Raw genomic sequence first — 12,514 nt, 5'->3', positions numbered from 1 at the left:
CAAAACTTGCCGCCAGTAAAACGACAAATCCCCGGTCAGAAGCAAGAGAGCTTTTGTGCTGTTCCGCATGTCGATCACCTCAATGCTTGACCAGTTCCTACTTGCTACGATACCCCATTCTTGACAGTCAAGTTGTCCGATTAGCGAGCATCAGCGGCTCGTGCCCATGGTTCATGCCATCATACGGGTCATACTCCGGCACATTGCGCGTGACAGCGCGGCCGATGTCGTCAAGACTCCCCACCGGCACCGGCACTGCGAAGGTGATCGCCAGGGCGTCCGCCGAGTCAGGCGACGCCAAGCCGCGCGCCTTCATGCTCTCCTTCTTCTCCAGCAAGATGGCGTCGGCGGCGTTGTAGCCGTACTCGACGCTGGTGAGGTCGGTCGCCAGTAGTTCGTCCTTCGGGATCGCCCCACCGGCCAGCCATTCACGCATCGCGCCCCATATCTCGGCACGACGGTTCGCCCACTTGCGCGGATCCATCGCCCGGCCGCCGAACTGAACCTCGTTCACATCAAAACCGACGGAGCGCAGCCGGTCGATCACCCCGCCGCCCACACCGCCGCCGTCGACATTGACGATGACGAGGTTGCCGGCCATGCGCAGCGTGTTGACATGCTCGACCACGCGGGCGGCAAGTGTCATTGTATCGGCACCTTTCAACCTGATCGGTTCCCAGGAACGCGCATCACGCCCGCAGCGCGTCCATATCACGCTGCTGTCATCGCCGAAGCGTGCCGGGTCGACGCCGACGACGAAAGCCTCGTGGCGCTCGCTGGACACTTCTCGCGCCTGGGCATCGTTGACCACATCGCGCGAGATGAACTGCAGGCTGGACGCGCTGGGGAACTCGCCGAGCACGCGCACCTTCACGAAGTCCGAGCCAATGCCGTAGTCGGCCACCCACTCCTCGATCTGCTTCTTGTTGGTGATCTGGCATGTGCGGCTGTCGATCTGGCGCGTGTTCCAGCGGTGGCGCTGGCCGTTGAAGCATTCGAAGAACTTGGTGCCGGTACGGGTCGGGTTGCCGAACGCGAACCACATCGGCTCGCCGTCGGTCATGCCGCCTTCGGCAACCTCCCAAATCTTGGCCGGGATCGCGCTCGCCTCGTCGAAAATGTAGAACGGCGTCGAGTCGGCAGCGTGCAGGCCGGCGAAGGACTCGCTGTTTTCCTCCCGGCATGTCTGCGCGTCGCAGCGCCAGGACTCGGGATATTCGGCCATGGTCATGCGCATCGCGCCCTTTCCGGTCGTGACATCAAACCACTCTCCGAAGATACAGCGCTTGTTCCATTTGCCGATTTCCGCCCAGGTCTTGGATTCCAATTGCGGGGCCGTGTTGGCTGTCACCACGCCGCGGGAGTTGGGGCGCGTGCTCATGATCCAGTTGACCAGCCATGCGGTGATCGCGCTCTTGCCGATGCCATGGCCGCTGCTGATCGCGGATCTGATGGAATCGACCGCTTGCCGGCCGTTGAAGCCGCGCTCGCGCACCTGCCGGCCCGCGCTCTCCAGCAACTCGCAGGCCCAGGCATCGGGGCCGTGCTCGCTGTCATAGGCAGAGCGGTATTCTTCGGGCAGCTTGACAACCTGCAGCGAGCGGTCGCGGTCCCACTCGTAGGAGAACAGGACGAAGGCCAGCGGCTTGTCGTAGAAGTACCCGGCCATCCCAGCCAATGCGGCAGCCGGGTCGATCTTGCGGCGCGTCGATCGCTCGGCGACGAACCCGATGCGCAACCACCCGCGGGCGATCCGCCCCACGTCGCCAGGCGTTACGGCGAGTGCCTGCAATTCCTCTCGCGTGTGGGTCGGCGGGNNCGGCTTGCGCCGCGCGGCAAGGATTTCGGCGCGAACGTCATGGGCGATGGATTGCGCGGCCTCGATCTTCTCCAGCCGGCGGGAAATGTTGATGGCCGTCATTCCGGTTTGTCCTCGTGTTGCAGCAGCCCTGTGCTGCCTTCGATCGGCGGCTTGCCTTCGAGGGCGCGCAGCCTCCGCTCGTGTTCGTCGACCACCACCGCCTTCGCGTAGGTGTCGAGCATGCGCAGCAGCTTGTCGCCCGCCTCGGCGCTGATTTGTCCGTCAGCCACCGCCGCAAGGATCGCGGTCGCCTTTTCCTGCAGCGTCTTTGCCTCCTTCAAGCCCGGCACGACCACCTTCTCGGCTTCCGGGCGAGGCGCTGGCGCCAGTCGCTCCAGGCACACCTTGATGCTGGTCGGGTCGCCCATAGTGGCGAGCTGGACGGCCTTGGCGATAATGGATTCCTTGTGCGGCTCGATAAGCTCTCGCACCTGCTCAGACGGGCTTTTGCCATGCGGGCGCCCCGGTGACTTCAGGCCATGACCAGGGAGAAGCTTTCCAGCCTCATCCCGCTCAACCTTCGCTTCTTCCGTCATGGCCGCACCGTTCGGCTGCAAACCTTGATGCGGACAGGTTCGACGTTCCGGCTCTTGTTGCCGCTCTTCCCGACCCATGACTGGACGGTTGAGCGATGGACGCCGAGCGCCTTGCCAATGGCACGATACCCCACGCCAGCCGCGTGCATCTCGCGGGCCTTGGCGACGACATCATCGCCGTGCCGCACCATCCCGTGCGACGTGCCGACAAGCTTGCCGATGGCGTTGCAGAACAGAATCTCGATTTTCGTGAGCATCTTTTCTCAGTCTCCCGGTAACATATTCATGGACGTCAAGCCCATCGTGGCCAGCATCCGGCGCAGCTTCCGCAGCGCCATGAACTCGATCTTCCTCACCTCCTGAACTGTCACCGTGCGGCCTTCCTCCTCGGAGAGCGCTGCGGCGACTTCCTCGAGCGTTGAGTAGACTTCATCGCCCCGCGTGGTGGGCGTGTCTGCTGTCTCGATGTACGAAGTGCCGTGGATCATGCCTCGCCGCGCTTCGGCTTTCTCAACATGTCGCGCGCAACCTGGTACAGCGCCCGATTGCGGGTTTCCGCCGCCAGCTCCAGCAGGCGCGCCGGCTGGTCAATGTATCGCTCGGCAAGCCGCTCTTCGGGAGTGAGCTTCGCGCCGAGCCGGTTCGGGATGAGCTGCGCCGTTTTCACTGGCTTATCCGCCGCTTACCGTGATGCCTTGTCCAGCTGATACCACGACGCGGCAACCTGCCCGCCACCCGTCAGCAGGGATACGACGCCAGCAGAAAACGGGCTGATTCCGCCGGCGGCGCCGCGATCCATCACGGCCTGATTCTGGTAGTTGGTGCCCTGCGTCCGGTAGCCCCATGCCGTGCGCACGGCGTTGGCTTCGAGCGTGTTCTTGTCCATTTCCGACATGATCGCGGTCGAGGCCTGAATCTCGGCGGCGTTGCCTTCGCCGAGGTCGACGCCATTTGCCGCGAGGGCTGCGCGCTGGCGGCTTTTCAGATTCCCGGCCTGCATGGTCAGCGCGCCGACCTGCCGCTGCCCCTGATCGAGTGCGGACTGCGCGCCAAGTTCGGAAATGCGCGCGTTGATGTCGGCCATGCTGGCGTCGAACGCGAGCTGGTTCTTCTGGAAGCGGGCCGAGTAGTAGCTGCCGACCGTACTGGCGGCGAGGCCAGCGGCCTGCAGGGCGAGGGAGGCGGTTCCGATAGGTGAAATGGTGGGCATTCAGGGCTCCTTTCAGTGTGTTGTGGCGATGTTGTTCAAAATCTGCGGCGACATGCGCACCACCTCGTCGGCGACAACCGGCCAGCGGGCGCGCAGGGTGTCGAGTGCGTGCGCCACATCGGCGAGGGTGAAGCCCTCGGCCATCTGCGCGTCGGCGGGTGACAGGTGGACTTCACCGGCCTGCAGCTGGTCGAACAGCTCTGCGGCGTCGAGCTCGTCAGGTGATCCGCGCAGGAAGGCAAGCGAGGCAAGGCACCCGGCCACGCCGAGCGGGCGCTTGGCATGCTCGGGCAGCTCGCCGTCCGGGTGACGCACCCAGCATTCCCCCTCGAAATGCCCTCCATCCGAGTGCAGATCCACAGCGAGGTGGATGTCGCATCCGGCTGCCCGTGCGACGACGGCCTGGCCGACGACATGGGCGATGGTGGCACCGAGGTCGCGCTGCAGGTCAGTGGATGCGGCCATATCGTTCACCTCGTCTTGAGTTTCCCTGCAACGCGCTGCTGGCGGGCGATGCGGGCGATCATCACCACCACCTCGGGGTCGTCGCCGACGCCCATCGCTTCGATCATCCGGCCGACGCGTGGATCGCGCGCCACCAGGGCGCGGGCATCGCGCCATGCCTGCTTGGCGTCGTTGCCGAATTCGCGGTTCAGCGCGTCGACGGTGGCCTCGCGCTGGGCGATTACATCGGGCTGCGTGTCGCGCACCAGGGTGGCGCGCTGCCGCACCTTCGCCACGTCAGCCGGCGAGAGGTCGAGGTCGGCGGCAATCTCGCGCAGCTCGGCCGTGGCCTTGCGCCCGGCCTCGGGGTGNATGCCTTGCGCCGCCAGTTCCGCACGCTGCGCCTCGTCCGCGTCGGGGATGGCATCGCGGAAGGTGTCCTGCGCCGAGTAGAGGCGCCGGGCCACGTCGTCGCGCAGTTCCTGCACCTCGGCCGGCACCGGGTCGAGCTGCACCGGCTCGGGCGGCTTGGGGTAGGCGGCTTCGGCCAGTTCCTCGGCGGTGCGCGCCTGGGTGGGTTCATCCGATGGCGGCTGCTGGACCGGCGGGGGCGGCGGCTTGCCGTACATNCGCTTCGCCGAGTTCGGCCTCGGTTCGAAGCTGCGGCGCGCTCGGGGCCGCGCTGCCGGGTCGGGCGTGCCGTAGAGCGCTTCGGCAAGTTCGGAGGGCGACCGCTGCTGTGGNGGTGCGGCTGGTGTTGAGGCTTCCGAGGGCGTGCCGTACATCGCCTCGCCCAGTTCAGCGGCGGTGCGGTAGCTCATAGCGGGAGGCCCCGGTTACTCGCTGCGGACTTGGCGGCCATGATCGCGCCGTCGATTGCGCGCGCCGTGTCACGCGCAGCAAGCTCGGGCTCGTCGGGGCTATTGCGTACGAAATTGAACGACATGCTGTACTGGCGCGCATTCAGGGGGCGCACTGCTTCCTCGATCTGGCATGCGATCGCGTTGTTCGCCGAATCGGTGATGCCGGAGCGAACCATGTGAATGTCCCAAGGGTTGTGTAATTCACCAGCGCCGAGGCGGTAGAAGTCGACAACCTGGTCCTTGAACTTGTCGACCGCTTCAACCCGCGCGCGCACCGCCTTGGCAAGATTCACCAGGGCTTCGTCGATCGCTTCGCTGGCCTTGATGCACTTGGGCGCCAGCGCCTCGGCCCGGCGCAGTGCCGCGACCGCTTCGCGCTTGCGTTCCTGGACTTCCTCGCTGCGCTCTTCCTCCTCGGCGGTGGCGAGCGCCTGGCGCATCACGGCCAGCTCGCCGCGCAGGTCGGCGCCGCGTGTGGCGGCTTCCCGCGCCCGGTTGCGCGCGTCCGCATCGCTGGGCGAGGCAGCCACATCGTTCACCGCTGTGCGGTGTGCACGGTCGGCATTCTCCAGCTCGGTTTCGAGCTCCTGGATCTGTTCGTAGAGGATTTGGGTTTTGGTGGGCATGGTCGCGCTCCTGGTTAAGCCACGTTGAAGCCGCCGGCATAGACTGCGCCGGTGTTGATGTCGTCGTCAGTGAGCCAGCAGCTGAACGCGCCGCCAGTCAGCGGGCCGGTGCTGACGATGTACTGCAGGCCTACGTAGCGATGGCCGGCCGGCATGCTGGTCATGGCGCCCTTGACGAAGATGGGCTTGCGGCCGGCCACCAGGTCGCTGATGGGGATGGCGTCGGATGAGCCCAGCACGGTGGGGCTCGACAGGTTGGCGCTGGCCGAGCTCACCAGCTGAAAGGTGACGGTTGCCGCGCCGGCAGCGGTCGCGCTTTGGTCAACGGTGATGGCGGCATACAGCGGCTTACGCTGGACCATGGGGATGGCCCCCTGGTCAACGGTGTTCGTGGAAAAGGCCGTGACGGTGACGGCCTGGGCGTTGGACAGTTGCAGGTTTGCATCGAGCAGCATGGCGGGGCTCCTGGTTGAAGATGGCCTCAGCATCGCGTGGGTTGCGCGGTCAGTGTTGAAAAGTCACGCGGAAGTCACGCGCCCCCTCGTACGGCACGCGCAAGCGTAGGCGATACGCACTCGATGGCGCCCGCGTCCCCTCTCACGACCAGCGTGCCGTCGTGGGTGCCGATGCTGCGGATCACGCTCGCCAGCCTGACCGATACGCGCTCAAGCTCATCGGCGGCGCGGCGCAGGGCTTGCACGGCGCAACGGTGCCCGCTGGTGCCAGGATAGAACCATTCAACTCGGCCTAGCCCGGTGCGGTGCCGGTGAGCAGCGAGGACCAGCCAGGCGATTGGCACGCCCCTCGACCGATAGTGAACTGGCACGCCGTCGACCAGGCACACGCCGTCGGCAAGCTCGAAGACGATGCGGCCGGTCATCCTGTACCACGCCTCGTCGCGTAGTACGCCCAGGTGCCGGCGCTTGTCCGGGTCGCGCTCGGCATTGGCCGCATCGCGCAGGGCGGCGTGGGCTTGCTTGAGGAAATCAAGATCGGTCACTCTTGCCTCCATAGTGGTGGGTACTGTGGCGGGTAGTTATGCGTGAATGCCCGTAATGCCCAGCAATCAAGCTCACCGGGCGGATTATTGCTCCGCCATACTCGATTCCGGCGGGCTGTGAGGAACTCGCGCCAAGTTCAGTTATGAGTTGCAGCCTACGCCCGCTTTGCCCCGCCATGATTGGATGCGGCTGCTCAGTTCCACCACCCTCTCTCATGGCTAGGGCATTCCCCCACTCCTGATACTTCCGCTTGGGTGTCGCCGGGTGTCGCCGAAGTGTCGCGGCGATACCGAGCATGGCAACAATGCCGGGCATAGTGCTGATTGGTGCCGTCCTAAAGGACTCGGCACCAATTGGCACTATTTTTGCCGTGGTGCCGATTGGTGATTCGCACTATTCGGCATCATTTGGCACCACTGTCAAAGCCAAGCAGTTCAACGGTTCCGGCGATTTCTCTCACAATTCCGTCGCTGCCCATCTTCTTGAGTTCGCGATAAACGGCACTCGTCGTGTACCGGCCGTCAAAATGCTTTGCGACCCCGGCTTTCCGAATCGGCTTTCCCTGCGCCCTGAGCATCTCGATGATCGCCCCTCTGACTTCGCTGGGCCGCTTGCCAGACGCCTTCTGTGGAGCGTCAGTAGGCTCCACGACGCAGCTGGTTGCCGGCGATCCCCACTTGGTTTCACCCAATGGCACCACGGCGAGGCGAAACCCGATGCGCAGCCCCTTGCTGGACAGATCCCGCTGCTTGGTGAGCTCTGCGCAGCGACCGGCTGGGGAGTCTGTGACTTCGATTTCAGTGTCAACGGCGGCGCGCACCCCGCTCCACCCGCGAGAGCCTGCTGCCGCGTTCTTGCCAGAGTGGTGAATCATCAGGAAGTGCGCGCGGCATTCGGTGCGAATCCGGTCGAAGCGGCGGATCACCAGGCCCATGTCCTGACCTGCGTTCTCGTTGGCGCCTGCCGACATCCTCGCCAATGTGTCGCCGATGATCAGACGCGCCTTCTGGCCCCGGACGCGCTCGATTTGGCGCACCAAGCGAATCACAGCATCCGTGTCCGACTCGCCGTCAAACAGGTCTATAGGGCTTTGGACGATTGCAAGATTCGGCACTCGCACCCGATGGTGTCGCTGATACGCCTGCAGGCGGCTTCGCACGGATTCGGGCGACTCCGCGGCAAGATAGACAACCAGCCCCGGCTCCGTACGCTTTCCCATCCAGGTGGCGCCGCGCGCAACGGCGCACGCCATGTCGATCACGAAAAANGTCTTTCCGCTGTTGCTGTCGCCATACAGCATGCTTCCGCCACCTGACGTGAGCACGTCTTGGACGATTTCATCCGGCGGCGTGAAGGATTCCGGCAGCTCGTCGGCAAACACGACGCTCAGTTCATCTTGCGACGGCGCAATTTCACCGAACGGGTCGGCCGTCATGCGGCCTTGATTTTTCTGTGTGCTACCATGGTCATTGAGTGTTTTACCTTGTGCGCCCCGCCCTTCGTGGGGCGTTTCTTTTGTGCGGCCGCCATAGGTGGCGAATGTGCGATGGCTTCTATCGTCATGCCGTCCCCTTGCGCTGGCGCTGCTTGATCCAGGCATTGACCTCATCCTGCACGAACATCAATCGCCTGGGCGCAACCTGCACCGGCTGAACGAACTCGCCACGGTCGACCATACGCTCGATCGTCCGCCGACTCGGCCCTTCCTCTCCGCCGAGCATTCGTTGCACAGCTTCGTAGCTGATGAGCTTCATCCGTGTTGCTCCTTGTGTTGTCCCGTGCGTTCAGTGTCGGCTTGTGGCCGGGGAATACGCGCACCCTCCAGCACGTCAAGCCAGTCGCCGACTGTCGGCGGCACCCTCACCTCCACGTCGAAGCCCCGCTGCACCAGGCGGAAAGCGGCGGTGTAGGCGGCCTTCTGCCCGGTGAAGCTGGCGTCGTTGTCCGCAAAGATCGTGATGCGCTTCACGCCGGCAGGAGGCTCGAACGTTTCGATGCCGTGCGCCGTGACGCATGACCAGACAGGAATGCCGAACTGGATAGAAGCCGCCAGGGCCGTCTCTATGCCCTCGGCTATGCCTACCCCTTCATCCACCCCAGAAAGTCGAATGGCGGCCCCTGTGACGGGCTTGCCGGACATCAATTTCTTCGGACACTCGACAGGTGCTTTGCGGCCTTCCTTAAGATAGGTTCGATGCAGGGTTGCGCCCGTACCGTCTGGTGCCTGGACAAGCGCGACCATCGCCGGGAACTTGCCGATGAACTTGTCGCCGTCGTGGTATTGGAGGGCCGGGTGCAGTCGCAGGTTGTCGGGTGGCGTCGAGAGATCGAGCCCACGCCAAGCCAAGTAGCGCATCACCTCATCACCCATGGCCAGGGGCTTGGACTCGCTCCACACACGCCGCAGCGCATCCAGCTTTTGGGTCTCGTCGGGGAGTTTCGCCACTGGCACCGGCTGCACCACCCTGCGATAGCCTCTATCTCCTGGGCGGCCGTCCTGAAGTCGAAACCGCGTAGCGCCATCACCAGGGCAACACCATCGCCAGCGCCGCAGTGCGAGCAGAAAACGTCCCGCGCCCCTCCTTGTCGTCGAATCTGAATCGATCCTTGCCGCCACAGACAGGGCATGCCGTGTGCCGGCCGGATAGCTGCTTGTCGGTCAGGCCGAAGCGGGACAGAATGCCGGGCCAGCGACCGTGTGCCAGCTCACGGACGGGCTGCAGCATTGGCCGCCTCCTTCCGCTTGGAATGGCGAATATCTCGTGACCTCACGAAGTTGATCAGGGCTTCCGATGCTGGCGCCGGAACGTCATCAAGCCCNCTCGGCCACACCCCGAAGATGTCGCGGTAAATGTGCGCAGCCCATCCAAGCTTGCGGCCCTTTTCGCGCGCCATCCAAAGCAAGGCGGAATACGCAGCCTGCTTCTCTTCCCGTGTCGGCTTCTTGGTGCGCTTGAGCCTGACGAGTTCGCCGGCCTCCACCTCGACCTCGGACTGCCGCTCTGGCTTGAACCCGCAGGCCGGGCATTCGTGGACGCTGGGCGGCTTGACGTAGCTGCAGGACGGGCATTTCTTCGGCTTCGGCTCGTCCTTCTGCCGGGTGCCGCTGGATTTCTTCGGCGTGCCGTCATCCAGTTCGAGCGGTAGGTCATCAGTCGGGTATCCCAGGCGCGCAGCGCTGCCGGAATGATCGAGAATGGTGGCGCGCTCTTTTCCCGGATAGGGGCGCAGCACCCGGCCAGCCATCTGAATCCAGCGGGTCAGGCTTCGCGTCGGCCGCGCCAGGATCATCACGCCGCAGGCCGGGAAGTCCCATCCTTCCGTCAGTATCCCCACGTTGCTGATTACCTTCGTCTGCCCGCTGCCGACTCGCTCCAGGATGCCGCGGCGCTCTTCCTCGTCGGTGTGGCAGTCGATGTGCTCGGCCGGGATTCCGGCGGCGTTGAACTCGTTGGCGATGTGCTTGCTGTGGGCGATGCTGGTGGCAAAGCAGACGGTCGGCAGGTTGTTGCCGAGTCGCTTCCAGTGGGTCACGATGTCGCCAACCAGGGACGGCTTGTCGACGACCGCCGCGAGTTGCTTCTCGGCGTAGTCGTACTCTCCGAATTCGTTCTTGCGCAGCTTCACTCCCGACAAGTCAGGCTCGGACGGCGCGAAGATGTCGCAGTCGACCAGGAAGCCCAGGTCGATCAGTTCCCGGATGCTCGCGGCCTTCACGATGCGCTCGAACAGCGGCCCGCCTAGCTCTGTGTAGTGCTTGCCTAGCCCCCTGGCAAACGGCGTGGCACTCAGTCCGATCACCGGCATGAAGTTGTACCGGAAGAGGAGTTCCCGATAGTGCCGAGAACCGGCGACCCCATGGGCCTCGTCGATCACGATCAGATCGATGTCAGGCAGCCCACGCCGGGCCACGGTATGGATCGAGCACGCCAGCACGGGCGCGTCGAGCCGGTGGGTGTTGTCGCCCTGCAGCACGCCGACATTCAGCCCTGATCGACGAAGCCGGCGCGCTGCCTGCTCGACCAGCTCGATGCGGTTGGCAATGAAGGCCACGCGCTTGCATTTGCTGTTGGCTGAGCGGATCAGCTCGATGGCGATCTCGGTCTTGCCGCTGCCGGTGGGCGAGTAGATTATCTGCCGCAGGGCACCGGCGCGACCGTTTTCCCTGGCCAGATCGATGGCATTCGCCTGGTAGGGGCGAAGCTCGACGGGGGCCGTCATGGCTCAGCCCTCGCTGTTCGTCGCGTTGATAAACTTGCGGATGTCCTCGACACGCCAGGCGGTGACGCGCGGACTGAGTTTTACTGGTTTGGGGTAGATGCCGCTCTTGACGCCGTTCCACCAAGTGGTTTTTTTGACCGGGATGATCGCGGGGATCGGTGGATCGGCTTTCGGGTTGCCGATGATTTGAGACAGGCGAAGAAAGCCAGTTTCAGGTAGTTGGTAGTTCATTCGGGATGCTCCGTAAATGGCCGTTGCCGACCGTTACGTGCATCCTCGTTTTTCCAGTTAGATCAATAATCCCAGCCTATTCTCATTACTTCGGTGGTTCGTAGTGCCACTCCTCGATCTGTCGCGGAGTTAAGCCACCCACCCCAAGATCAGTGAGAATTTCCGCAGCACGCTCAAAGGCGCTTGGCTTGTCAGTACCGGCGCGATTCAGTGGGTGGCCGTATTCCTCATTTGCGATCGTCACCAAACCCCTCGCAAGCTCACGCAGATGAGGGGCTCGCCTTTATTTCCGCGCGACCGCGGCGGAACCTCGCCTCTTTCATAAGCCCCCAAAGCGGCGTCGAGCATTTGGCCTAGAGCACGCTGGCGGTGTCCTTCCCCAACACGCTTAAGCGCCTGCCTGGACTTCATGCACAGCTTCTCTAGCGTCAAATCGCCGGACTTGTAGGCCTGAAGCCATATTTCCAGAACCAGAATTCGCGCCCGTTCGATCCGCTCTTCCTTGCGGCGCATCTCTGCTTCAATCTCTGGCGGTACAGGGGCTGTGAGCAATGTTTGTTCACCGTCTGATCGAAGCAGTTGTCGAGACGTGCTCGCAGCAAGGCCTGCTGATTGCATGGCAAGAGATGATGTGTCGTCGTTCACGATAAACCCTTTTTGCGATGCGTCTGCCGAGATCGAAACGGAACCACGTTCCCGCTGTACTGAGCCAGCGCGCTTTCCTCTGCGGCTTTCACCGCTTTGAAAACGCAAGACGGCGTGTTCTTGTCCCGCAGTGCATGATCCATGACGATCGCCCCCGTCTTGATCAACGCCATCATTTCATCCACCAGCCCCTCGAACCGACGTGCCGCATCGTCAGACAGCCGATAGCCGCCGCTACGCCCATCAAGCAACATGCCCTCTAGCATTCCGAGGCTGAAATCGGCATAGTTGAGTGAACTCTCGCGGAACGCGCCCGCAGACTTGGGCCACGAGTCCATCAGGTCTTTTGCGGCCTCAATTTCCCTAAGTTCCTGGCTGGTGCGGCACAATGGCGCGGGGCGCGGCAAAGACTTCATCCTGGTTTCCCATTCGCGCTCAGCACGAGACTGCTCTTCACGCCGGCGCTCCTTCTCATGGTCGGGCAACATAACGTCAACGCGGTATGTCGTCTTCGATTTTCTGGTGATATGAATCGACCCCGGCTCGCGGGCCTCTCGACAATTTGCCGTTGGCGCGCCGGTAGGGAGCGAGCCGTCGGGCAATATCGTCACTATCGTCTTGCGCATTCCTGGCTGCCCCGGAAGTCGTTCATAGCGAACTAAACCGGCAGCAGCGAGCGCTAGAGCCGTGCCCGTATACGAGTCNGCCCCATGTGAGCTCTTCCTTTTTACGCCTGGAGCAAAAATGGAGGAGGCAGAAGCGGGTATGTCCCGACCAGGAAAGGAATGCTCANNCGCTGAAAATTCCTTCCCCTTGTATCCAGAAGCCTCCACCTTCGCAGTGAGGCCGCGGGGATCTGTAACTCGAAGGCTGCGC

At 63.5% G+C, this 12,514-nt stretch carries 17 protein-coding genes; all 17 read right to left on the bottom strand.

The window, feature by feature from the left end:
• Positions 1-1,917 precede the first annotated feature (1,917 nt).
• The 17 genes from HZY77_RS01510 to HZY77_RS01430 all read right to left on the bottom strand — a co-directional run bounded on the left by HZY77_RS01510 (position 1,918) and on the right by HZY77_RS01430 (position 12,264).
• Positions 1,918-2,397: a hypothetical protein gene (locus HZY77_RS01510; protein ID WP_296818052.1), complete on the bottom strand. Its 480-nt coding sequence runs from the start codon at positions 2,395-2,397 to the stop codon at positions 1,918-1,920.
• Positions 2,394-2,654, bottom strand: coding sequence for a helix-turn-helix domain-containing protein (locus HZY77_RS01505; RefSeq protein WP_296818050.1), 261 nt, complete (start codon positions 2,652-2,654; stop codon positions 2,394-2,396). Before HZY77_RS01505 ends, HZY77_RS01510 begins: the two co-directional genes overlap by 4 nt.
• Positions 2,655-2,660: 6 nt before the next feature.
• Positions 2,661-2,885 (bottom strand): hypothetical protein, encoded by a 225-nt coding sequence (locus HZY77_RS01500; RefSeq protein WP_296818048.1) that lies wholly within the window; start codon positions 2,883-2,885, stop codon positions 2,661-2,663.
• A complete protein-coding gene (locus tag HZY77_RS01495) occupies positions 2,882-3,064 on the bottom strand; it encodes a hypothetical protein (RefSeq protein WP_296818046.1) in 183 nt (60 codons plus the stop codon). The genes HZY77_RS01500 and HZY77_RS01495 overlap by 4 nt, the downstream gene beginning before the upstream one ends.
• 15 nt (positions 3,065-3,079) lie before the next feature.
• On the bottom strand, positions 3,080-3,607 hold the full coding sequence (locus tag HZY77_RS01490) for a hypothetical protein (RefSeq protein WP_296818044.1): 528 nt from the start codon (positions 3,605-3,607) through the stop codon (positions 3,080-3,082).
• A 12-nt stretch (positions 3,608-3,619) separates the two neighbouring features.
• The gene (locus HZY77_RS01485) at positions 3,620-4,072 is read right to left on the bottom strand and encodes a hypothetical protein (RefSeq protein ID WP_296818042.1); all 453 of its coding nucleotides are present in this window, start codon (positions 4,070-4,072) and stop codon (positions 3,620-3,622) included.
• A gap of 796 nt (positions 4,073-4,868) precedes the next feature.
• Complete coding sequence (locus HZY77_RS01480; protein ID WP_296818040.1) at positions 4,869-5,540, bottom strand: hypothetical protein; 672 nt, start codon at positions 5,538-5,540, stop codon at positions 4,869-4,871.
• Between the two features lie 14 nt (positions 5,541-5,554).
• Complete coding sequence (locus HZY77_RS01475) at positions 5,555-5,995, bottom strand: Bbp16 family capsid cement protein (RefSeq protein WP_296818038.1); 441 nt, start codon at positions 5,993-5,995, stop codon at positions 5,555-5,557.
• Positions 5,996-6,069: 74 nt separating this feature from the next.
• Entirely contained in the window at positions 6,070-6,540 is a 471-nt protein-coding gene (locus tag HZY77_RS01470; RefSeq protein WP_296818036.1) for a hypothetical protein, read from the bottom strand.
• Positions 6,541-6,944: 404 nt separating this feature from the next.
• Positions 6,945-7,976 (bottom strand): AAA family ATPase, encoded by a 1,032-nt coding sequence (locus HZY77_RS01465; RefSeq protein WP_296818034.1) that lies wholly within the window; start codon positions 7,974-7,976, stop codon positions 6,945-6,947.
• A 124-nt stretch (positions 7,977-8,100) separates the two neighbouring features.
• Complete coding sequence (locus tag HZY77_RS01460; protein WP_296818032.1) at positions 8,101-8,295, bottom strand: AlpA family phage regulatory protein; 195 nt, start codon at positions 8,293-8,295, stop codon at positions 8,101-8,103.
• Positions 8,292-8,987 (bottom strand): toprim domain-containing protein, encoded by a 696-nt coding sequence (locus HZY77_RS01455; protein WP_296818030.1) that lies wholly within the window; start codon positions 8,985-8,987, stop codon positions 8,292-8,294. Before HZY77_RS01455 ends, HZY77_RS01460 begins: the two co-directional genes overlap by 4 nt.
• A 76-nt stretch (positions 8,988-9,063) precedes the next feature.
• Positions 9,064-9,267, bottom strand: a complete 204-nt coding sequence (locus HZY77_RS01450; protein WP_296818027.1) for a primase-helicase zinc-binding domain-containing protein — start codon at positions 9,265-9,267, stop codon at positions 9,064-9,066.
• Complete coding sequence (locus tag HZY77_RS01445; RefSeq protein WP_296818025.1) at positions 9,248-10,762, bottom strand: DEAD/DEAH box helicase; 1,515 nt, start codon at positions 10,760-10,762, stop codon at positions 9,248-9,250. Before HZY77_RS01445 ends, HZY77_RS01450 begins: the two co-directional genes overlap by 20 nt.
• A gap of 3 nt (positions 10,763-10,765) precedes the next feature.
• Positions 10,766-10,993 carry an AlpA family phage regulatory protein gene (locus tag HZY77_RS01440; RefSeq protein WP_296818023.1) on the bottom strand — a complete coding sequence of 76 codons (228 nt, stop codon included), beginning with the start codon at positions 10,991-10,993 and terminating at the stop codon, positions 10,766-10,768.
• A 240-nt stretch (positions 10,994-11,233) separates the two neighbouring features.
• Positions 11,234-11,638: a hypothetical protein gene (locus HZY77_RS01435; protein WP_296818021.1), complete on the bottom strand. Its 405-nt coding sequence runs from the start codon at positions 11,636-11,638 to the stop codon at positions 11,234-11,236.
• Positions 11,635-12,264 carry a hypothetical protein gene (locus tag HZY77_RS01430; protein ID WP_296818019.1) on the bottom strand — a complete coding sequence of 210 codons (630 nt, stop codon included), beginning with the start codon at positions 12,262-12,264 and terminating at the stop codon, positions 11,635-11,637. The genes HZY77_RS01435 and HZY77_RS01430 overlap by 4 nt, the downstream gene beginning before the upstream one ends.
• Between the last annotated feature and the right edge of the window lie 250 nt (positions 12,265-12,514).

Source organism: Thiobacillus sp. (assembly GCF_013693775.1).
In the GTDB taxonomy this organism is placed as follows: domain Bacteria; phylum Pseudomonadota; class Gammaproteobacteria; order Burkholderiales; family Thiobacillaceae; genus Thiobacillus.
This window is presented reverse-complemented; position numbering and strand designations above follow the sequence as displayed.

Coding starts and splice junctions, on each gene's coding strand:
- HZY77_RS01510 (WP_296818052.1), bottom strand. CDS start 2,397: ATGACGGAAGAAGCGAAGGTTGAGCGGGATGAGGCTGGAAAGCTTCTC.
- HZY77_RS01505 (WP_296818050.1), bottom strand. CDS start 2,654: ATGCTCACGAAAATCGAGATTCTGTTCTGCAACGCCATCGGCAAGCTT.
- HZY77_RS01500 (WP_296818048.1), bottom strand. CDS start 2,885: ATGATCCACGGCACTTCGTACATCGAGACAGCAGACACGCCCACCACG.
- HZY77_RS01490 (WP_296818044.1), bottom strand. CDS start 3,607: ATGCCCACCATTTCACCTATCGGAACCGCCTCCCTCGCCCTGCAGGCC.
- HZY77_RS01485 (WP_296818042.1), bottom strand. CDS start 4,072: ATGGCCGCATCCACTGACCTGCAGCGCGACCTCGGTGCCACCATCGCC.
- HZY77_RS01480 (WP_296818040.1), bottom strand. CDS start 5,540: ATGCCCACCAAAACCCAAATCCTCTACGAACAGATCCAGGAGCTCGAA.
- HZY77_RS01475 (WP_296818038.1), bottom strand. CDS start 5,995: ATGCTGCTCGATGCAAACCTGCAACTGTCCAACGCCCAGGCCGTCACC.
- HZY77_RS01460 (WP_296818032.1), bottom strand. CDS start 8,295: ATGAAGCTCATCAGCTACGAAGCTGTGCAACGAATGCTCGGCGGAGAG.
- HZY77_RS01450 (WP_296818027.1), bottom strand. CDS start 9,267: ATGCTGCAGCCCGTCCGTGAGCTGGCACACGGTCGCTGGCCCGGCATT.
- HZY77_RS01440 (WP_296818023.1), bottom strand. CDS start 10,993: ATGAACTACCAACTACCTGAAACTGGCTTTCTTCGCCTGTCTCAAATC.
- HZY77_RS01430 (WP_296818019.1), bottom strand. CDS start 12,264: ATGCGCAAGACGATAGTGACGATATTGCCCGACGGCTCGCTCCCTACC.